At 55.0% G+C, this 19,217-nt stretch carries 20 protein-coding genes; 15 read left to right on the top strand and 5 right to left on the bottom strand.

From position 1 onward, the window contains the following. Window positions 1-37: 37 nt before the first annotated feature. From COMA1_RS16240 to COMA1_RS16200, 9 genes are all read left to right on the top strand, one after another. Complete coding sequence (locus tag COMA1_RS16240) at window positions 38-1,006, top strand: Mrp/NBP35 family ATP-binding protein (RefSeq protein ID WP_176698123.1); 969 nt, start codon at window positions 38-40, stop codon at window positions 1,004-1,006. After that, window positions 1,003-2,304, top strand: coding sequence for a molybdopterin molybdotransferase MoeA (locus COMA1_RS16235; RefSeq protein WP_090750461.1), 1,302 nt, complete (start codon window positions 1,003-1,005; stop codon window positions 2,302-2,304). The genes COMA1_RS16240 and COMA1_RS16235 overlap by 4 nt, the downstream gene beginning before the upstream one ends. Before the next feature lie 23 nt (window positions 2,305-2,327). Continuing rightward, window positions 2,328-2,846, top strand: coding sequence for a molybdopterin-guanine dinucleotide biosynthesis protein B (gene mobB / locus COMA1_RS16230; protein ID WP_090750459.1), 519 nt, complete (start codon window positions 2,328-2,330; stop codon window positions 2,844-2,846). Then, window positions 2,830-3,540: a cytochrome c3 family protein gene (locus COMA1_RS16225; protein WP_090750458.1), complete on the top strand. Its 711-nt coding sequence runs from the start codon at window positions 2,830-2,832 to the stop codon at window positions 3,538-3,540. Before mobB ends, COMA1_RS16225 begins: the two co-directional genes overlap by 17 nt. A 22-nt stretch (window positions 3,541-3,562) precedes the next feature. After that, window positions 3,563-4,309, top strand: coding sequence for an ABC transporter ATP-binding protein (locus tag COMA1_RS16220; protein WP_245631127.1), 747 nt, complete (start codon window positions 3,563-3,565; stop codon window positions 4,307-4,309). After that, window positions 4,306-4,710, top strand: coding sequence for a hypothetical protein (locus COMA1_RS16215; RefSeq protein ID WP_141654375.1), 405 nt, complete (start codon window positions 4,306-4,308; stop codon window positions 4,708-4,710). The genes COMA1_RS16220 and COMA1_RS16215 overlap by 4 nt, the downstream gene beginning before the upstream one ends. Next, entirely contained in the window at window positions 4,707-5,498 is a 792-nt protein-coding gene (locus COMA1_RS16210; protein WP_176698122.1) for an ABC transporter permease, read from the top strand. Before COMA1_RS16215 ends, COMA1_RS16210 begins: the two co-directional genes overlap by 4 nt. Window positions 5,499-5,723: 225 nt before the next feature. After that, a complete protein-coding gene (locus tag COMA1_RS16205; protein ID WP_090750450.1) occupies window positions 5,724-6,068 on the top strand; it encodes an RNA recognition motif domain-containing protein in 345 nt (114 codons plus the stop codon). Between the two features lie 135 nt (window positions 6,069-6,203). Then, entirely contained in the window at window positions 6,204-6,857 is a 654-nt protein-coding gene (locus COMA1_RS16200; protein WP_176698121.1) for a 2OG-Fe(II) oxygenase, read from the top strand. Between the two features lie 79 nt (window positions 6,858-6,936). On the opposite strand, the gene COMA1_RS16195 is transcribed toward COMA1_RS16200, so the two are convergent. After that, window positions 6,937-7,428 carry a response regulator gene (locus COMA1_RS16195; RefSeq protein WP_090750446.1) on the bottom strand — a complete coding sequence of 164 codons (492 nt, stop codon included), beginning with the start codon at window positions 7,426-7,428 and terminating at the stop codon, window positions 6,937-6,939. 157 nt (window positions 7,429-7,585) lie between these two features. After that, window positions 7,586-9,016 carry an Rqc2 family fibronectin-binding protein gene (locus COMA1_RS16190; protein ID WP_090750444.1) on the bottom strand — a complete coding sequence of 477 codons (1,431 nt, stop codon included), beginning with the start codon at window positions 9,014-9,016 and terminating at the stop codon, window positions 7,586-7,588. A 254-nt stretch (window positions 9,017-9,270) separates the two neighbouring features. Here COMA1_RS16190 and COMA1_RS16185 point away from each other — a divergent pair, with 254 nt between their 5' ends. The 3 genes from COMA1_RS16185 to COMA1_RS16175 all read left to right on the top strand — a co-directional run bounded on the left by COMA1_RS16185 (window position 9,271) and on the right by COMA1_RS16175 (window position 12,123). After that, complete coding sequence (locus tag COMA1_RS16185; protein ID WP_176698120.1) at window positions 9,271-10,785, top strand: aKG-HExxH-type peptide beta-hydroxylase; 1,515 nt, start codon at window positions 9,271-9,273, stop codon at window positions 10,783-10,785. 64 nt (window positions 10,786-10,849) lie between these two features. Continuing rightward, the gene (locus COMA1_RS16180; RefSeq protein ID WP_090750441.1) at window positions 10,850-11,437 is read left to right on the top strand and encodes a DUF2059 domain-containing protein; all 588 of its coding nucleotides are present in this window, start codon (window positions 10,850-10,852) and stop codon (window positions 11,435-11,437) included. Window positions 11,438-11,568: 131 nt separating this feature from the next. Continuing rightward, window positions 11,569-12,123, top strand: a complete 555-nt coding sequence (locus tag COMA1_RS16175) for an Lcl C-terminal domain-containing protein (RefSeq protein ID WP_176698119.1) — start codon at window positions 11,569-11,571, stop codon at window positions 12,121-12,123. 469 nt (window positions 12,124-12,592) lie between these two features. Here the strand turns inward: COMA1_RS16175 and COMA1_RS16170 are convergent, their stop codons facing one another. Together COMA1_RS16170 and COMA1_RS16165 are read right to left on the bottom strand one after the other, a co-directional pair. Further along, window positions 12,593-13,630: a PKD domain-containing protein gene (locus COMA1_RS16170; RefSeq protein WP_090750437.1), complete on the bottom strand. Its 1,038-nt coding sequence runs from the start codon at window positions 13,628-13,630 to the stop codon at window positions 12,593-12,595. 2 nt (window positions 13,631-13,632) lie between these two features. Continuing rightward, window positions 13,633-15,447: an APC family permease gene (locus COMA1_RS16165; RefSeq protein WP_090750435.1), complete on the bottom strand. Its 1,815-nt coding sequence runs from the start codon at window positions 15,445-15,447 to the stop codon at window positions 13,633-13,635. 320 nt (window positions 15,448-15,767) lie between these two features. Here COMA1_RS16165 and COMA1_RS16160 point away from each other — a divergent pair, with 320 nt between their 5' ends. From COMA1_RS16160 to COMA1_RS16150, 3 genes are read left to right on the top strand one after another with little or no spacing between them, the layout of a single operon-like run. Then, window positions 15,768-17,054, top strand: a complete 1,287-nt coding sequence (locus tag COMA1_RS16160; RefSeq protein ID WP_090750432.1) for a DEAD/DEAH box helicase — start codon at window positions 15,768-15,770, stop codon at window positions 17,052-17,054. Window positions 17,055-17,112: 58 nt separating this feature from the next. After that, window positions 17,113-17,493 carry a PilZ domain-containing protein gene (locus COMA1_RS16155; RefSeq protein WP_090750430.1) on the top strand — a complete coding sequence of 127 codons (381 nt, stop codon included), beginning with the start codon at window positions 17,113-17,115 and terminating at the stop codon, window positions 17,491-17,493. Between the two features lie 6 nt (window positions 17,494-17,499). Beyond that, window positions 17,500-17,898: a PilZ domain-containing protein gene (locus COMA1_RS16150; RefSeq protein WP_176698118.1), complete on the top strand. Its 399-nt coding sequence runs from the start codon at window positions 17,500-17,502 to the stop codon at window positions 17,896-17,898. Between the two features lie 51 nt (window positions 17,899-17,949). Here the strand turns inward: COMA1_RS16150 and COMA1_RS16145 are convergent, their stop codons facing one another. After that, window positions 17,950-19,182 carry a murein transglycosylase domain-containing protein gene (locus tag COMA1_RS16145; protein WP_090750426.1) on the bottom strand — a complete coding sequence of 411 codons (1,233 nt, stop codon included), beginning with the start codon at window positions 19,180-19,182 and terminating at the stop codon, window positions 17,950-17,952. Window positions 19,183-19,217 lie beyond the last annotated feature (35 nt).

Genomic DNA, 19,217 nt, shown 5'->3' with positions numbered 1-19,217 from the left:
CAGGCGCAGGATAGCCTGCTCGCCGGAAAGATAGACCATGGCACGTGAACTCAATGTGATCAATACCAGTGGAAGCGGAGATGCCTGCACCTATATGTGGGCCTGCGCCATCTGTGATGAAACGGAACAATGTCAAAAGGATAAGGAAGGACATAGCCGCTGGCTGGTAGCCAAGCGAATGGAGCGGATCGAGTACAAGGTACTCATCATGAGCAACAAGGGTGGTGTGGGGAAGAGTACCTGTACCACGAACATTGCGGTGAGTTTGGCGCTCAAAGGATGGCATGTCGGGATTTGCGATATGGACATCCATGGTCCCAATATTCCCAAGATGGTCGGAGCCGAAGGACAGAAGCTCAAGATCAGCACCTCCGGCGGGATTATTCCTTTTCAGGCGTACAATTTGAAAATTGCCTCCATGTCGTTTCTGTTGCAGAACTCGGATGATCCCATCATCTGGCGAGATGCCTATAAGTATGAATTCATCAATCAGCTTCTGGGTGGAGTCGATTGGCAAGATCTGAATTTTCTCCTGATCGATCTTCCTCCAGGGACGGGCAACGAATCAGTCACCACGATCGATTTGCTCGGCCAGGTCAGTGGGGCCGTCATTGTCACGACTCCTCAGGAAGTGGCCTTGCTTGATTCGCGAAAATCGGTGACGTTTTGTAAGGATAGTGATGTGCCGATCATCGGCATCGTGGAAAACATGAGTGGGCTAGAGTGTCCACACTGCCATACGCATATCGATGTGTTCAGAAGGGGCGGTGGGGAAGCTTCCGCGAGCGATATGGGCGTTCCGTTCTTGGGACGAATTCCGCTCGATCCGGACGTGGTCACACAATCGGATGCCGGGGAACCCTTCGCGCTCTTCAATTCCGATACACCCACGGCGGAGGCCTATCACCAGATTGCCAATCAGGTCGAAGCGTTCTGTAAGAAAGGGACGTCGCTCCTGAAAGTGGGAAAGCCGACTGCTGGGCCAATGAGAGGATTCAGCCAGTGAAAGCGACCGATGCCATGAACGGATTGACCCAACTCCATGAAGCGCAACGGATCGTGCTTGATGCGACACCGGTGTTGGGAGTTGAAAAGGTCTCGATTCTGGATGTCTTGGGTCGTGTGCTGGGTGAAGACATCGTGGCAGAGCGAGACAATCCTCCGTGGGACAACTCAGCCATGGATGGGTTTGCGGTGAGGTGGGAGGATATCAAACAGGAGCATGCTATCCAGAAGCCGGTGACTCTTTCGATTATCGAAGATGTTCCAGCCGGGACGATGCCGACGAAAACAGTCGGCCCTGGGCAGGCGATCCGGATCATGACCGGCGCGCCGATGCCCCGAGGGGCCGATACGGTGCTCAAGGTCGAAGACACTGAGCCGACACCCGCGTCGGTACGTGTGTTGAAGCCGGAACCGAAGGGTGCCAATATCAGACCGCAAGGTGAGGACGTGAAGAAAGGCGACTGTATCATCGCACAGGGGACCAGAATTCGTCCCGGTGAGGCGGGGATGCTCGCGATTCTTGCCAAGTCCTTGGTATTCGCCTATCAGCGCCCGCGGGTGGCGATCCTGTCGACCGGCGATGAATTGGCTGATCTGGATGAACGGTTCAGTGACGAGAAGATCATCAACTCGAATAGTTATGGGATCGCGTCGGCTGTGCAAGAAGCCGGAGGGGTTCCGCTCTTGCTCGGCATTGCCCGGGACACACCGGCCGCTCTCAAGGAAAAGATTTCGCAGGGGTTGACTGCCGATATCCTGGTACTGTCCGGCGGAGTCTCGATGGGTGACTATGATTTCACCAAAGCCGTCTTCCGGGAACTCGGAGCCGAGATGAATTTTTGGAAACTTGCGATCAGACCTGGGCAGCCTTTGGCATTTGGTTTGATTCAAGGCAAGCTGGCTTTCGGCCTTCCCGGTAATCCTGTCTCATCCATGGTGACGTTCGAGCAGCTCGTGAGACCGGCGCTGCTGAAGATGAGCGGATGCCGGACCTATGGACGACCGGTGTTGCAGGCCATCTTTCAGGGGACTTTTTCAAAACGCACCGATCGACGGCATTTCTTGCGAGGGATCCTGACACGAGAAGATGGTCTGTTCAAGGTTCGGACAACGGGCGATCAGGGCTCCGGTATTCTGACATCAATGGTCAAAGCCAATTGTCTGATCGATGTGCCGGTGGAAGTCGAGCGGGTGAATCCCGGCGATGAGGTCACGGTCCAGCTGTTGAGCGGTGAGGCCTGGCTATCCAAGGCAGAGCATGGACATTCCGTCGTCCATCGTCCCTCGTGTTGTGAATAGAATAGGAAATGAACGGTCACAGCATGTCCATTCCGATCGTGTCTTTTATCGGTCGCTCGAATAGCGGCAAGACCACGTTGATTGAGCGCGTGCTCCCCGAACTCGTGAAGGCGGGCTATCGCGTGGCAACCGTCAAGCATACAGGGCATGGCTTCGATCTTGACACGGAGGGCAAGGATAGTTGGCGTCATAAACGCGCCGGTGCCAGCAGTGTCATCGTCGTCTCGAAGGGGAGTCTGGCCCTTTTTGCTGATGTGTCCGAACAGCTCAAGGTGGAAGAAGTCCGAGACCGTTTCTTGGATCGCTCGTATGATCTCATCATCGCAGAGGGATGGAAGAGCGAGGGCTATCCCAAGATCATTGTGGTGCGCGATCAAGTAGGCGAAATCTCCTACTCATCAGACGGTCTTCTTGCGGTGGTGTCCGATAAGCCGTTCGATCTTCCGGTGCCTGTGTTGCATCTGGATGATGTCGTCGGTGTGGCTGAGCTTCTGATTCGGCAGTTTCCCCTTCGACGCCGGGAGCATGAACTCGACTGCTAGGACCACACTGGTATTGGCCGTCATGGTCGGAGCCGTCGCTCTGGCGGGGATTGCGATTCCATTGACCGATCAGCCTGAGTTCTGTGCCGGATGCCACACCCTCGCGCCTTCTTACCAAAGCTGGGCCAAATCCTCTCACAAAGAGATTAGTTGTGTTGCGTGCCATGTGCGGCCAGGTCTCCAGGGGTGGCTTACAGACAAGGTCTTGGCTGGCGCCAGAGATACGGCTATCACGTTTCTGGGGACTCCAACAGAAGTCCACAATCTCAAAGCGACAGTTGATTCGGGAGTGTGCATGAGCTGTCATCGACACATTCTTCGCGTGTCTGAGATTGCTCCTCGCGATCTTCCGTTACCGGTGAACGATGTGGGGCTGGTCGTGGGCCATCGGCAACATATGGAGGCATTCACCGTTCGTGGACAGGGAGAAGGCTGTACGACCTGCCATGCCGGTGTCGTACATGATGCACCAATCAAAGGCTATCCCATTGTGATCCCACGTGGCCATGTATCTGCCGACAGCAAGCCCTGGTATCCCACCCATCCGGAAGGATCCGCCCTGCGCACCAGAGCCCTCAACGACTGTTTTCGCTGTCATGACGGAACGACTCAGTATAGGGGCAAGGTGTTGAACAGAAAGTGTGACACGTGCCATATCTCCGACAAGATCAGCGGCGCACTATTGTTTAATTGACTGACCTGACTTGATGAGTCCAATGCCGAATCCTGTTTTGAAGGTCTCACAATTGACGAAGCGTTTCGGCGACTTTACGGCTGTGGATGGCGTGTCGTTCGAGATGCATCCGGGGGAGATTCTTGGATTGTTGGGGCCCAATGGAGCCGGCAAGACGACCACGATTCAGATGTTACTGGGATTGGTCACACCGACATCGGGTACGATTGAGGTGTTCGGTCTGGATCTGTCGACGCATCGGGAGGAAATCCTGCAGCAGGTCAATTTTTCGTCCACCTACATCTCGATGCCGCAAGCGCTGACGGTCGACGAAAATCTTTGGGTGGTGGCGAGGTTGTATGGTCTATCCGATATGGCGCAGCGGATCGACAACGTGGTCAGAAAACTCGAGATGGAAGAGTTCCGACGGAAAGTGACCAGGAAGTTGTCATCCGGGCAGATGACGAGACTGGCATTGGCCAAGGCCATTCTCACGCAGCCGCGCGTCCTCTTTCTTGACGAACCAACGGCGAGCTTAGACCCTGATGTGGCGTACAAGATCAGGGCTCTGTTAAAAGATGAGCAACGATCGTCGGGCCTGAGTATTCTGTATACGTCCCACAATATGCGGGAGATGGAAGAAATGTCAGATCGGATTATTTTTCTCCAGCGTGGACGGTTGGTGGCCGAGGGGACGGCGCAGGCTATCGTGGATCGGTTCGGCCAAACAGATCTCGAGGAGGTCTTTTTGAAGTTGGCTCGGGAATCAACGGCTTCGTTGTCATCATGATGCATCCGCTCATCGAGTTCGTTCTCGGGGTGGTCTCGGGAGGATTGGCCGTCAGCACGGCGTGGGGATTGTTTTGGCTGGGGGTCAGCCTGAAGGGACGTGCGCGAGGAACCTGTGGATGGCCGGTTGTTCTAAAAAGCACAGTTGCCGGGGTGGTCCCACTCTCGTTGGTCGTCGCGGTTCTCTGGTGGATGGGGGGACGGGCGAACCTGGCGTTTGGGATTGGTGTACTAGGGATGCCGATCCTGTTATTAGGGCTCTGGTTGCGGCGGATGCCTGATGGTCGACGGGCGGGGACGCATATGGTTGCCGGGGTTAGGCAGCTGATGGGAGAAATCCTCGGTACCCATCAGGGATGCGGTGGCTGTGACCATGAGCATAAACATGAGACCTGCGGATGAAACTCCATCGTGTCACGGCATTAATCTTCAGGCATCTGTACCTCTATCGAAGAAGCTTGCCCAGGATTATGGAGATTTTCTACTGGCCGTTTCTCGATCCTGTGATTTGGGGATTCATCACCTTGTATCTTGCACGGTATCAACCACAGGTTCCCGGGTTCGTGACGTTCTTCTTGGGAGCACTCATTCTCTGGGATATCCTATTCCGTGCGCAGCAAGGGATCACGATCACATTTCTCGAAGAGCTCTGGGCACGCAATCTTATGAACTTGTTTGCGAGCCCGCTGAAGCCGAGCGAATTTCTCGTGGCGACGATGGCGATGAGCATCATGAAGGTCACGGCGGTCTCGATCGTCATGGTGGTCTGCGCCCTTGTTTTTTATTCCTATAACGTCCTGATGATCGGCTTGTGGCTCGGTCCATTTGTGGTGAACCTTGTCGTAACCGGGTGGATCATCGGCGTGTTTACCACGTCGCTCATCATGCGATTTGGGCAGGAGGCAGAAGTCTTGGCCTGGAGCATGGTCTTTCTCTTTCAGCCGATTTCTTGTGTGTTCTATCCGATGGAGGTCTTGCCGGTCTGGCTTCAGGGGATCGCGTGGGTGAACCCGGCAGCACATATTTTCGAGGGGATGCGGGCTGTATTAACGGCCGGGCAGGCGCCGCTTAGCCATCTGGCCTGGGCGATCGGGCTCAACGGGGTGCTGGTGCTCGGCGTGGTTGCTTGGTTCTACCGGACGATGGCCTATTGCAAAGATCACGGGCTTCTGGTTCGAGTTGGAGAGTAAGGTTGTAATCGGCAAAGCGCTATGCTAGTGTAGCTCTGACTGGTATCGCCCTGGGCCTCGCGATACCGAGTGACTATCAGAGAAGGCCCACAATGTCGATGTTGCCTTGTCCGGGAATCTTGTCGGAAGTCAGACCTAAGCCGCTGCATCGATCGCGTCTTCGGCCCGCTCCTTCCCCGTTCCTCGTGCTCAAGACAATGTCATTATCCTAAAGGAGGAACCCCAATGGGTTCGAAGATCTATGTCGGTGGGTTGCCATACTCGGCGACCGAGCAGCAATTGAGTGACTTATTCGCAGCGCATGGTGCAGTGGCTTCTGCCCGCATCATTACGGATAAGTTCACCGGGCAATCCCGGGGATTCGGCTTCGTGGAAATGTCGTCCGATGCCGAAGCTCAAGCTGCCATCACGGCACTCAACGGGTCTGAAATGGGTGGCCGAACTCTTACAGTCAATGAAGCACGTCCCCAGGAGCCACGGACAGGTGGTGGTGGTGGTGGTGGCGGGCGTGGTGGATTCGGTGGAGGCGGTGGTCGCAGTGGAGGCGGTGGAAAGCGCGATCGCTGGTAAGTAATCGGTTCCAGACATTGGACGGAGGGGCTGCCATCATGTATGGCAGCTCCTCTTTTTTTATAACTGGGGTAGGTGAATTGATCTATCTCACAGGGTTCCAATGTTAGGATACGTGATGGGATCATGAATGGCATGCCATCAGTAGTAACGCTTGACGACATCAAGACATTTTCATTTCAGAGGAGTCCGGTCTTGGTCGTTGAAAACTTCTGGTCTGCGGAAGAGCGACAGTTCTTTCGTGACCGGATGAATCAAGCGGCTTGGAAAAGTCTTTCGGATCTTCCCAATGTCCGCGAAGACTTTCCACAATCTGGAAACTGGGCAAAAGCAGAAATCGGTCCGCCGGAAGGCCAGCGGTTGTTATCGAGGGTTCAGTTTCCGTTCCTCCAGGACTACATCGAGTCCTTTCCCAATATCATAGGGCGTCATCTAGGATTCAGCTACTATTCCTACTCAGCAGGCGATTGTCTCCTCACCCATGATGACACGGATCAGGGCCGGCCTATCGCTGGGCGTCGGACCCTGCAACGCCGGATCGCCCTGGTCACGTATCTTCATGAGGAATGGCAGCCGGATTGGGGCGGGGAGTTGATCATCTATGCCGCACGATCAGGTGAGCAGATGGCTCAGCCTGACCTTGTTCCGACACATTGTATCGAGCCGCGTCCGGGATCCTTGGTGATGTTTACCGTGCCTCGATTCCATCGAGTGTGTCGAGTGGACGCCACGGCTGGTCAGCATCGGCGATTATCGATTGCCGGATGGTTTATGACGGAACATCCGTAGCAGAGTAGGATTCAGCGAGAGAGACTGTGACGCGTATTGTAAATGAGAGCCTTGGTCTAACCCTTAGCCTGCACCGAGTTCAACCAAACCACTCAGCATCATTGGCGGCACGGGCTGGCTGTTCCACTCCAAGGGGTATGGCCGGCTGCGCGAGCACATTTTTCACCAGGGCAATCAGGCGATCACGTTCGAACGGTTTCGCGAGAAACGGAAGCGTTCCTCGTTTGATCCCATGGCTCATGAGATCCTTGTCAGGATTGCCTGACATAAGAATGATGTGAAGCCCGCTCCTGATCATCGTTGCGCGCACAGCCAGCTCAAGACCGTTGACGTGGGGGAATTGGTTGGAGGCCGAGGCCAGTTGAAAGCCTGGTGGAGGTAACACCAGGTCTGTCAGTAACAGATCGATCGGTCCGTTGTGCTGTGTGCAGATCTTCAGCGCTTCCGAACTACCATCGGTTCCCAGAACAGTGAAGCCCGCTTCTTCAAGAAACGCCTTGCAGAGGTTCACGATCGGAAGATCGTCGTCGACGATGAGAATGGTCGGTGGCTGTGTTTGTTCTGCCGTCATGTGCGTCCTCTACCGTTTGAGGCTATCATAGTCCCGTCCGTACGATAGGGCGAGAGAAACCGTTCTTTCAGGCAGGATCAGCACATCCGGTGAGGCCAAGATTCGATGTGGTCGGTATCCGCCTCGAGCGGGGCTGTAAGGAGGAGTACGATACACCTCAATTGTGACGAGTCCGATTCTTGATCGCGTCCAGTCTGATCTTATCTAAACTGATGTGTACTGATTTCTCTTGGGTGACGATCACCGCACCAGGAGCTTGTCCTTTTGCTTTTTTGACCCACTTGCGCCTGGTGTAGATGACCTCGCCTTTGCCGCTTTTCTTCAGATCACTATAAAGCAGGGCCAGGGTTGCTGCATCACGAAGCGTTTCCGGTGGAGGATCCGTCCCCTTCTCCAGGCGAACCACGACGTGTGATCCTGGCGTTCCGTGTGCATGTAGCCAAAGATCATCGCTCTTGGCCAGGCCGAAGGTGAGTTCATCGTTCTCTCGAGCATTGCGTCCAACGAAGATCGGGAGCCCGTCGGTCGAGGTAAATCGACGGAACGGGCCTCGTGGCTGAGCAATGGTACGAGCTCTCGTACTGGCGGCGACGCTCGGCCGGGGAGAGGGTGTTGCAGGTGGAGTCCAAGTTTCTTGCTCAATGTCCTGAAGTTCTTGGCGCAGCCGCGCGAGACCAAGCTCGGCTTGTTCAATGCGAGGTTTGAGTTCCCGTTCAGCGACCAGATGTTTTCGATGTTTTCGAAAGTAGTCGTCCATATTGCCATGCGGTGATTTCATCGGATCGAGTGGAATCGTGATCGTAGGAAGCTGCTCATCAAAGTAATCAGTCATCTCGATATGATCGGTACCCTTCGTGATGGCCCCGAGATTGGATTTGATCAATTCGCCATACCGCGCATAGTCATGGTAGGCGGCTGCTTTTTCGAGGTCGCCTCGCCAGGCTTCGATCAATCGCTGCTCTTTCTTGAGCGATTTCTTGAGAACACGTCGGCGTTCTTCTCTAATTCGGTCGACGGTGTGGGTGGACTCTTGATCGCGATAATAGGCATCAATCGCTTCTGAAACAGGGTGCACGCCACCGGCGTGACCTGCGAAACGGCTCGGTGCCGGTTTTGGGGCCGAGTTGCTCTGGAGTGGTAGCGCATAGGTTTGACCGATCGCCGTGCCCTGGCGCGTGAGGTTTCGCAGGATTCGGCGTTCGGTATCGAGGACGAGGATGTTGGCCCTGGGCCCAGTCAACTCACACATGATGACGCGAGGTCCATCTCTGCTGGTCATCTGCAGCTCGACAATACGGTCGTTCTCGATCTGCTGGATTGCGTCCAGTTTGGCCCCCTGAAAGTGGGCCCGCAGAAATTGGCAGAAGGGGGGCGGCGTCGGCGGGTTGAGATGGGAACCAGTGGTGAGGTGGAGTCTGGCGCTGTTCGGTTCACATGAGATCAACAGCCGATGGGTTTCACCCGGCACCCGAATATCCAATACGATGGTGTGGGTTTGTGGTTGATGGATCTTTTGTATCCAGCCGCCGCGTAAGACTGGAACGATCTCCGCGAGAACCAGTGTCAGATCGGTCCTATTCAATATCATGAGAGGTGTCCCCCTGTCGGCCAGTCAGGTATAACTCTGGTGCTGGCACTACCACGCTGTTGAGGAATATCTAGGCACTCACGATAGGTGTGCCGTGTCTGACTAACAGGGAATATGGTGGGTTGCTTTGCTTCGCGCTTGCACGCACGTTCCCGCTGCGCTAGAGTCCTGCCATTATTGTTTGCCATCGTCTTGCTATGCATCTCCTTGATCCCCGACCTCTCATCAAGTTACAACATGAATTTCGTCTCTCGATGCGCCGCCTGCATGCTGATCTGTGCCGAGAACTTCGTGCTGACTACGCTGACCTGTCTAAGGAATTAAAGCTTCCAGCCAGCTTCTTTGACCATCTCCGGTTAGCCTTCCCGCTGGAGTCCTATTCTACATGGAAAGTTGTCGGCTGGATTGAGACGCTGAATGATCTGCTGTATTTCCTCGACGTCTATCAACAACTGAACATAGAGCAGGATCGGACGGATTTTTCCGTGCAGCTGTTTGACGAATGCCAGGAGAAGTTTTTCGAACACGGCTACTTCAACGATGTGTTCCCAAGCGGGCGTCCACAAGCACGTGGTCTGGGAAAGAGGGTGTTTGCACTGTGTCGACGCTTGGCGGGGGAGCTGGCGCAAGAGGCTCTCTGGTTTGACCCGAGCTTGTCGGTCACATGGATGCGGCGGCAAAAGATGGCCCGGTGGGATGTACCGGGAAGTCTACAGGATCAGTTTGAGAAGGCGGAACTTCCGGGAGCCATCGCCACCGGTATTGCGGGAGCTTGGTGCCAGGCACCACAGAATAAGCGACGGATCTTGTCCCGCTCGTCGGGGGGCGTGGTTTTTCGGGTGGAGTCCAGTGAGATACGGGTAAAGATCGGCAGAATGGTGTTACCGGTCTGGTCTGAGCTGGAAAAAAGCGGGCAATGGCACTGGGCCTATCGCTCTCCTGTAGTCGCAGCTCAGAGTAAGACTGGTCCCGTCACCGTTGGTCCAACGTTGGTTTATGGAAAGGATCGACAACCAAGAAGAGTGAAGTCCACTGATCGGCGACAGGTCGAACGCATCACTCGTGCGTGGGAGACGATTCGACTCGCTTGGCCTGACGGGCATAACGTGCTGGCACTATTGACCAACCGCATTATCCCACTTCACGCAAGGGGTGTGGTCAGCTTCAGCTACCGCCATCGACCGGGCCTCTCGTTTATCAATTGTTTCGATCGTGACAACCTCGATCTGATTGATGATGTGATCCATGAGAACAGCCATCACCACTTGAATCTCTTGCTGCGCAAGAACGTCATGTATCGCGGGGATCACAATCAGCAGATTTTCTACTCTCCTTGGAGACGCAGTCTGAGGCCCTTGCGAGGCATTCTTCACGCGACGTTCACCTTTACCATGGGTGCGCTGTTATTCCTGCATCTTGCCTCATGGGGGGCAGGACACACTGGATCAGTGAGATGGAAACAAGCCGGACTGTCCCAGCGAGACCTTCAACGGGCGTGCTTCCGTTGTTTGGAAGAAGTGGAATCAGTCCGCTATTCCCTGCTGGATTTGCAGTATGCCGATCAACAGTTGGGGTGGCTCACCAGTACCGGCCAACAACTTGTACGGGAATTGGCCGCGGCGATTGCGCATATTGAGGGAAGCAGTAGGCATTTTCGTCGTGATGTCGAACGGTCTTCATTTGGTCCTGCGTTGCGCCGGCACATCAGGGAACTTCAAGGAGCTCGCCACAGCTATGGGCCGATTCGCGTGAGTGAATCCGGAGCGTAGAAGGTTCTCTATTTCTTGACGATCAGTCTAATCGGAGTAGACTCGGTCGCAAGAGGTGAGAGCTATGCGCGACCAGGAGAAAAGACAGCATGGCAGTCTTGCACAGGTTGCTCTACTCGGGTGCTTCTGTAGCCTGACAGTGATTGCCGGATCGGCTGCGGCAGAGGCCGCCACGATTGAGAACTCCAAGTCCATCAAGATTGAGAAGTTGCTGACACTGATCCGAGTTTCAGAACTGGAATCAGAGTACGAGTCACTTACCCAAAAATATGTCAGCGACTACGAGCAACAGATCCGAAAGTCCATCGCGGTCAGCTATCCCAATGTGTCCGGTGACACGAAGAAAGAAATCGAACGGCTGCTCGATGCCTTTCTGAAAGACATCAGGCAGTCAATGGGGAGGGTGGAAACCCTCCACGATCATCTCAAGCAGGCCTATTCGAGAAACTTTGGCGAGGAGGAACTGGATCGCCTGATTGCGCACTACTCTTCTCCTGTTGGTGAAAAGGATGCCGGGATGAAGAAGAGCGCAGCCATCGAATACAACTCGATGTGGACCGCCCAATTCATGAATCAGTACAAAGCCCGGGTTGAAAAGCTGCTCCAGGTGGTTGCCCTGGTTGCGCGAGGCAAGGCGAAGCAGGGCGCCTAGCCAAAGATCGCACGTGGCCTTCCACGTAGGTATAGCTCTCTTACCCACCGTACCGCAAATTTTGCCAAGCGATTGATGCAAGCGGACTGGCGTGATGTGTCGCTCTTATCGTGGAACGCAGGAGGGGGTCAGTGGAATCTAAGCGTAGGCGAATCACCAAGAGAGTCATCGTGGGAAGCGCCCTTGTCGTTTTGGTCGGTCTGGCAGATGGGGGGCAGGCCCAACCTACGCTAGATCGGTCATCTCCCTCCGTCGTTTCGTGGAATCGAACCCTGCCCACGGAGGCGCGGTTCATCGTGCTGGCAAACTTCAACAGTGAGGCGGTATTGGATCAAGACACGGGTTTGCTCTGGGAGCGGTCTCCATCAACGGCACGCACGGATTGGAAGGCGGCTAGGTCTTCTTGTCTGAATAAGGCGATTGGTGGCCAGAGAGGGTGGAGGTTACCATCGATTGTGGAACTGACCAGCCTACTTGACCCATCTGTCCAGGATTCTGAGGCGATGCTTCCCGCCGGCCATCCCTTTCTGAATAACCCCGCTGGCTTCTATTGGTCAGTTTCTTCAGATGGTGAATCCTCAAAGGCCTGGCACCTCCACTTGAGCAATGGCCATGTCCACATGACCAGTAAAGCCTCCACCTTCAAAGTCTGGTGTGTGCGGGGAGGAGGAATGGTAGACAAGTAATGATCTACTTTGTTCCGTAACGATGTGCAAACCTCGAGCATGAATCTCTTCATCCTCCCCTGATACAGTGTCAGAGTTAAATCAACATGAGGCGAGCCTACTGATTGGCAATCGCGCTCATGATATGTCTTAGCTCAGGGAAGCGAATCACTCAACTAACCCTGGCCAGCTGTCCAATCCTCTGGGCAAGGAAAGTATAATGTGCGGTCGTGATGAGCATTCCAGAAAAGGGAAATCGACAAGGCTGAAGGTCAAGGTAAGGGTTGGTCAAGCGAGGATGAAATCCGTTCTGAGGGAATTGCGAAACCCGTACGGGCCCATGTTTAAACGGCTGGCCAGGTGACTGCTGCTGCGCATCATGAGAGATGATGATAGAGCTCGACGTACTTCCGCATGATCCGTTCGCAGCGGCATGAAACGAAACCGTGACTTCTATGCTTCCTGCATCAGTCTTCAGCTATCAAGACCTTCATGGCTCCACCCTCACATCCACAAACGCCGGCAGACTGTCCGCTCCCTTCTTATCCGTCACGCGCAGCTTAAAGCGATAGGTCCTTGGCTCTGAGACGGTTGGGGCGAGGAAGGAAGCCTCTGAGTTGTTGGCATCGAGGAGCGGGACCTTGTTGCCGCGCACTTGGCTCCAACTATAGTAGAGCGCTTCGCCTTCCGGGTCTCGACTTTTTAGGCCGCTGAGCTTCACTCTGGAACCGGCCTTGACCGACTTGTTCGCTCCTGCATCTGCAAGCGGAGGCTCATTCGGTTCATCGTTCACATTCACGTCGACATCAAGCGTGGTTCGCCTACCACGATTGGAGACGGTGATGGTGGCTTTTCCATTCCCGACGATCTGCAGGAGGCCATCACCTAGGACTTTGATGACCGTACTATTGGAGGAGATATAACTCGTTCCGCTGGCTGGAGAGCTGATGCGCCGGGCGACTCCATCGGCAAATTCTCCAATCACGGGGAGTTCGAACACCTTTCCCATCGAGTCTACGTGGCCGAAGGCCGACGATTGTCCGGCTCGTCCCAATTGCAACGGCTTCTCCGTTTCAAAATCAATGGCGGTGAGAGCCGCAGGGGGGGCAACGTTCACCATCACTTCATCAAACACGGATCTGGTTCCCAATCGTCCACGGGAAATCTCAGCCACTGCCAAGAGACGCATCGGCCCGATCGTGTCGTGTGGCACGTTGAGTGGTCCACCAAACGGTGGGTCCTGTTCGATGGATCCGATCATGGCGACCGGCGCCACGATGGAGCCAGTGGCGGTTGAGTCATCCTGTTCAACCAAGACCTCATCTCGCTCACCGTACCAATAGTAGCGGACCTTGATGATACCGGCGTCTTTGCCCAAATTCACACGCGCTGTAACGGTCGTTCCAGCAGCGAGCGTGGCGCCTTCTGGTGGCTCGGTGATTTGGAAGGCATGAACCGGAGGTGCCAGTGCAAGGCACGCGGTGACGAGAACGAGGTGAGAGATCCGACGCCGGGCGTCACGACGCATTGTCATCGCGTCAAATGGTAGGGGACATCGATGAGAATCACCCGCTCTTTGAACAGCAGTGAGGCTTTGAGCATGAGCGCTCGTTGGTTATGGAGGATATTCTGCCACCATCGTGCCGGTAGGATCTCCGGGATCACGACGGTCACCCAGCTGTTCTGATCTTTCTCGAGGACTTCCTCGACGTAGTCCAGCAATGATCCCAGGACCGAACGATAGGGCGACGACAGCGCGATCAAATTCACGCCGCCTCCCCATTGAGCCCACTGGATTTTGACCTTGGCGCTTTCTTGAGGATCCACGTCGATGTACACAGCACGGACTTCGCCCGGTCGACTCCGTGCATAGTCCAGTGCACGCACCACGGCACGATTCATTCCACTGACGGGAATAATGACGATATTGCGCCGAGGTAACGGCGGTCGTTCCCCTCGTCGGTCCAGTGCGATCTGTTCGCTGACCGCTTTATAGTGGGAGCGGATGCCCTGAAAGATGAGTAGGAGAATGGCGACGAGTACAAAGACGATCCACGCACCCTGCATGAACTTGGTGGTGGCGATGATGATCGTCGCAATACCGGTCGTCAGGGCACCGGCTCCATTGACGATCAGTTTCGTCTGCCAATGTGGCCCTTTCTTCACAAGCCATTGTTTCACCATGCCGGCCTGAGACAGTGTAAACGAGGCAAACACGCCGATGGCGTATAAGGGAATCAACCCGTGTGTGTCGCCCTCAAAGATCACAAGCAGGAGACAGGCAAAGAACCCAAGAATGATGATGCCGTTCGAAAAAACCAATCGATCCCCGAAGGTCGCCATCTGATGGGGCATGAATCCATCGCGCGCCAGGATCGACGCCAGGTGTGGAAAACCGGCAAAGGCACTGTTCGCGGCCAATACCAACAAGGCCATGGTGCCGATCTGTATGGAGTAGTAGATGGGGCCTGTACCGAATGTCAATCGAGCGAGTTGGGAAATCACGGTTTCATCAATCTTGGCCAAAATGCCGTTATGGTAAGCCATCCAACTGATACCCATAAAGAGCGAGGCTAGGATCACGGACATCCAGACCATGGTGATCGCGGCATTCCGTGGCTCCGGTGGACGAAAGGCCTTGACTCCGTTTGAAATGACTTCCATCCCGGTCACGGCAGAGCACCCTGCCGCAAAGGCGCGGAGGATGAGAAACAGGGTCAGCGCTTCTGTCTCGACAGGGGTTGGGGGAGGGAGAACTGTGCTGGTACTTGCAAGAGATCGAATGGTCCCGACGAGCACCAGAAGGCCAAGGGCGCCTATGGCAAAATAGGTTGGAACGGCAAAAAACTTGCCGGATTCACGAACTCCACGGAGGTTCATCATGATGATGAACAGAATAGCGACCAAACCAAGAGCCTCGCGGTGAACGAATAGACTTGGGATGGCGGATGTCAGGGCCGCAATACCGGCGGCCACGCTGACCGCTACGGTTAAGACATAGTCGATCATGAGTGCCGCAGCCGCCACGAGAGCCGGACGGTCGCCCAGGTTCGTCCGTGCGACGACATAGGCCCCACCTCCTTCAGGATATTCGTGGATGATTTGCCGGTAGGAAATCGTCAACATCACGACGAGAAACAGGATGGCGAAGCTGACGGGAATCGACCAGGCGACGGCTGCCGGACCAGCGAGAATCAACACCAGTAGAATCTCTTCCGTTCCATAGGCGACGGATGAAATCGCGTTTGACGAGAAGATGGCAAGCGCGACTGTTTTGGAGAGCCGTTCGTGCCTTGCTTGAGCGGTCTTAAGGGGGTCTCCGACGAGCCAGCGTTTCAGAAACATAGAAGGATTATCTCATAAACCTCGAACTCGGGTGAATGTTAAGATGGTCTTGGTATAGGGCGAAGGACCCAGAGTCGTCGACTCCCGTTCTGGCACGCGAGCCCGATAGCAAATTCCGTACGAGTTGACGCACAAAGACCAATAGGGTATGGTAATGCTACATTTCACTTGTGCTAGTCCGGCGAGAGAAATGCTTCAACCATAACGGACTTCGCGATCGCATCGCGACCAGGTCCAGTTTGGAGCGGCACCCGCCCGGTTGTTTCTCCCCTCGGTTCTCTGATCCCGTCATAATGCGATCAAACTGAAAGGATAGTTTAGTGGATACGTCTGCTTCACGCAATTTTCACGCCCTCGGTTTATCTGAGGCTCTTTTACACGACTTGGCCGATGCCAAGTTTATTTCGCCAACTCCCATTCAAGAACAAGCCATCCCTCCCGCTCTGGCAGGACGGGATGTGATCGGATGTGCCCAGACCGGTACGGGCAAAACGGCAGCGTTTGTGATTCCGATGATTGAACGGCTGTCCACCTTACCGAAAGGGCAGCCGAAGGCTTTGATCCTCGCGCCGACGCGTGAGCTGGCCTTGCAGACCCTGACCACGATTGAGAAGCTTGGTCGGAGTCGGCGTATTTCTGCGACCGTCATCGTGGGAGGCGCAGATATGCAAGCCCAAGTACGAGGCTTGCGGCAGCGACCAGACATTCTGGTGGCGACACCTGGGCGACTTCTTGATCATATGTGGAACGGCACGATCTTGTTGTCATCCATTACGATGTTGGTCTTGGATGAGGCAGATCGGATGTTGGATATGGGCTTTGCGCCTCAAATCAATCAGATCCTTGATGCCTTGCCGGAAGAGCGGCAGACCTTGCTCTTTTCGGCCACGCTCCCGGCGGATCTTGCCCGGTTAGTTCAAGCCAGCGTCCACAACCCCGTCCGCGTCATGGTGGCACCATCAGCCACGACCGCCGACGGAGTGACTCAGGAGGTGCATCATACCTCGCATGCCGACAAACCTGATCTTCTCTTGTCGCTTTTGGGGGCCGACAAAGATACCGCGCTAGTCTTTACACGAACGAAGCACCGTGCCGATCGAGTGGGGCGGATGCTGGATCGTGCGGGTCATCGAGTAGCGGTGTTGCACGGCGACCGCAGTTTGTCACAACGACGCGCTGCACTGGAAGGTTTTCGACGGGGGGCCTTCCGGGTGTTGGTGGCAACGGATATTGCGGCTCGTGGGATTGATGTTGCCAATATCGGTCATGTGATCAATTTCGACTTACCGAACGTTCCCGAAGACTACGTGCACCGGATCGGCCGTACGGCTCGGATGAAAACGACCGGTCGTGCCACGAGTTTTGTGACCAGCGAGGATGCGCAACAACTTCGTGCGATCGAGCGTCTGTTGGGACTCACCGTTCCAGTCGCGCCAGGAGGCGGGGCTCCCGCACATGCGAGTCCGCGCGAGCATCAGGACATTCACCGGAATGGACGTCCCGCTGTGAGCGAAGAACGACAGGATCAACCACGGTCTTTCCGCAGACGGAGAAGGCCTCACTCCAGACCTTCGGCGCATGGGACGACGACAGCACCACGTCCGTAAAGTTGAAAAATAGTTCGCAGAATCCACCTCGTGAGATAGAGTATTTCTCACGAGGTGGATGATGCAGACGATTCAACCGGCTGGTGTGACACGAAGTACACCTCGGCAATATCCTCGGGTTCGGATTCTTACACCCTTCACCTGTTCTCTTTCCTCCATCGGCACTGGTTGGTGGTTTCGAAAGTCCGTGCATGATGTCGGCCTGGTTCATGATCTGTCGACCGGCGGGTTGTGCTTAAGCACGGATGCTCGGATTGAGCCAGGTGACCAGGTATCCCTCACGCTTCGATTAACCAAGAGCGCTCCCCCGGCAGAAGTGGCCGTGGCCATCGTGTGCTGGAGGTATCAGCAATTTCATGGGCTTGCATTCACGAGAGTGTCCGAGGCGGTGTCACGGCGGTTGGCTGAGTACATGAATGCGACAGGGGAGGAGGAGTAAATGATCATGGATGATTCAGACTTCACTTCAAGCAGTGGTCGAAGTGTGCCTCAGTTGCGACGATATCCTCGTGTCCGCGTGTCGGCTCCGTTTCCTTGTTCGTTTGCGCGTGTGGGGCGCCTGAAAAAGGGAGTGGTCGAACAAGGGCTAGGCATCATCTATGATGTGTCGGAAAAAGGGGTGCGGGTCATGACAGAGGCGGTCATTACGCCAGGCGACCGTATTGCCATGCAGTTGCGATTGCCGAATCAGTCAGCGTCGATGGTCATCGAAACCGCGACCGTGCGATGGGGCAAGGAACAGATTTATGGAGTAGAGTTTGAGGGGTTGTCTGCTCATGACAACCAACACCTTCAGGCCTTCATGACCCATCAGTCGAAGCCTGGGGCCGGATTGACCGCCTGAGTCTCCGGCGGTCGAGTGTGATGACTGAACGCGTTGACCGCTGCTGAGGAGTCACCGCCTAGGGCCATCTGCCAGCGAGACAAATTGCTTGCGAAATCCCACAACTTTCACCAGATAATCTCTGGTCTCTTGATATGGGAGATTGGCGCGCAACCGGTCGTAGACGGCCGGAGGCTCGAGCCCGTTGATTTGATTGATGGCAGATGTGGAGTTGCCAGCAAACGCCTTGAAGACATTTCCCGTTCCGGTGTTATACGCCGAGATGACACAATATTCTCGTGAGACTTCATTATCGACCTGCTCGAGCAGATTGTACGACAGCACGTTGAGATAGGCGCTGCCGAGCTCGATGTTGTTCTCTGGGTCGAACAGGTACTCGCGCGAGGGAATCGTATCTTTCCCCTTTGCTTTTCGGTACGCATCTCGGCCTCCACTGGTTGGAACCAGCTGCATCAGACCGAAGGCAGGGGCGGAACTCACGGCAAACGGGTTGAAATTGCTTTCCGTTCGTATGACGGCAAAAATGAGGCTTGGGCTGATCTTGAATTGCTCCGCAAATCTGGTCACGGTTGCTCGATATTTGTCCGCTTGTTTATTCGTGAAGTTCGCCACCATTTTGATTTCGGCAATCAGCGCTTGTTTTGTGACACCGTTCTGGTCCACCGACCTTCCCTTGGCGCTCTCGAGACTGGATGTCGCAAAGGCTTCCGCTTGAGCTGGGGTGCGGATCGGCTGTCCCTCCTGATCCAGCACCAGTCCAAGTAAATAAGGCGCATGGTCACTGGTCAGGGTGACTGGCTTGTCGGAAAATAGATCGACGGAGCGCGGATCGTCTGGTGTGAGCAAGGTTGTGACGATCGCGTTCTTCAAACTCTCCTTCGGGGCCTTGTCGTCCAGTGTTTCTACCAGGATTGTTCCGTTGTCGAAATCCACGATCGTCCGGCTCATATAGTTCTGGGTATATTTGACGTATTTCTTCTGTTCCGGAACCTTGACTTCTTTCTCACCCCAGGTCTGTCGGACCTTGCCTGTCAGGGCGGTCATGATCGTGTTGAAATCACGCTGAACCGTCCGCAAATCTCTGATGACGGCCTCGGGGTCACGCTGGTAGGCATCGACACGCTCTTTCAGGATCTGCTTTGGGTCCTTACCAGTGGCCACGTCGAGGACGGTCCGTCCGGTACGACTGCCGAGTACTCGTTCAGTATTGGTGAGCACTCGATCCGCAGATTCGCACCCGCCGAGGAACAGGAGTCCGGCAAGAAGGAATATGGATGCTCGCATGGTAGGGGCACCTCCGTAAGAATGGACCTATTGTA

This window comes from Candidatus Nitrospira nitrosa (genome assembly GCF_001458735.1).
Lineage (GTDB): Bacteria > Nitrospirota > Nitrospiria > Nitrospirales > Nitrospiraceae > Nitrospira_D > Nitrospira_D nitrosa.
The sequence above is the reverse complement of the archived record's forward strand: the minus strand, read 5'-3'. Positions and strand labels throughout refer to the sequence as shown.

Excerpts from the sequence above, each read along its gene's own strand:
- COMA1_RS16190 (WP_090750444.1), bottom strand. The coding sequence starts at position 9,016 with ATGATATTGAATAGGACCGATCTGACACTGGTTCTCGCGGAGATCGTT.
- COMA1_RS16240 (WP_176698123.1), top strand. The coding sequence starts at position 38 with ATGGCACGTGAACTCAATGTGATCAATACCAGTGGAAGCGGAGATGCC.
- COMA1_RS16215 (WP_141654375.1), top strand. The coding sequence starts at position 4,306 with ATGATGCATCCGCTCATCGAGTTCGTTCTCGGGGTGGTCTCGGGAGGA.
- COMA1_RS16185 (WP_176698120.1), top strand. The coding sequence starts at position 9,271 with ATGCGCCGCCTGCATGCTGATCTGTGCCGAGAACTTCGTGCTGACTAC.
- COMA1_RS16180 (WP_090750441.1), top strand. The coding sequence starts at position 10,850 with ATGCGCGACCAGGAGAAAAGACAGCATGGCAGTCTTGCACAGGTTGCT.
- mobB (WP_090750459.1), top strand. The coding sequence starts at position 2,328 with ATGTCCATTCCGATCGTGTCTTTTATCGGTCGCTCGAATAGCGGCAAG.
- COMA1_RS16150 (WP_176698118.1), top strand. The coding sequence starts at position 17,500 with ATGGATGATTCAGACTTCACTTCAAGCAGTGGTCGAAGTGTGCCTCAG.
- COMA1_RS16145 (WP_090750426.1), bottom strand. The coding sequence starts at position 19,182 with ATGCGAGCATCCATATTCCTTCTTGCCGGACTCCTGTTCCTCGGCGGG.
- COMA1_RS16220 (WP_245631127.1), top strand. The coding sequence starts at position 3,563 with ATGCCGAATCCTGTTTTGAAGGTCTCACAATTGACGAAGCGTTTCGGC.
- COMA1_RS16165 (WP_090750435.1), bottom strand. The coding sequence starts at position 15,447 with ATGTTTCTGAAACGCTGGCTCGTCGGAGACCCCCTTAAGACCGCTCAA.
- COMA1_RS16210 (WP_176698122.1), top strand. The coding sequence starts at position 4,707 with ATGAAACTCCATCGTGTCACGGCATTAATCTTCAGGCATCTGTACCTC.
- COMA1_RS16195 (WP_090750446.1), bottom strand. The coding sequence starts at position 7,428 with ATGACGGCAGAACAAACACAGCCACCGACCATTCTCATCGTCGACGAC.
- COMA1_RS16200 (WP_176698121.1), top strand. The coding sequence starts at position 6,204 with ATGCCATCAGTAGTAACGCTTGACGACATCAAGACATTTTCATTTCAG.
- COMA1_RS16155 (WP_090750430.1), top strand. The coding sequence starts at position 17,113 with ATGATGCAGACGATTCAACCGGCTGGTGTGACACGAAGTACACCTCGG.
- COMA1_RS16225 (WP_090750458.1), top strand. The coding sequence starts at position 2,830 with ATGAACTCGACTGCTAGGACCACACTGGTATTGGCCGTCATGGTCGGA.
- COMA1_RS16170 (WP_090750437.1), bottom strand. The coding sequence starts at position 13,630 with ATGCGTCGTGACGCCCGGCGTCGGATCTCTCACCTCGTTCTCGTCACC.
- COMA1_RS16205 (WP_090750450.1), top strand. The coding sequence starts at position 5,724 with ATGGGTTCGAAGATCTATGTCGGTGGGTTGCCATACTCGGCGACCGAG.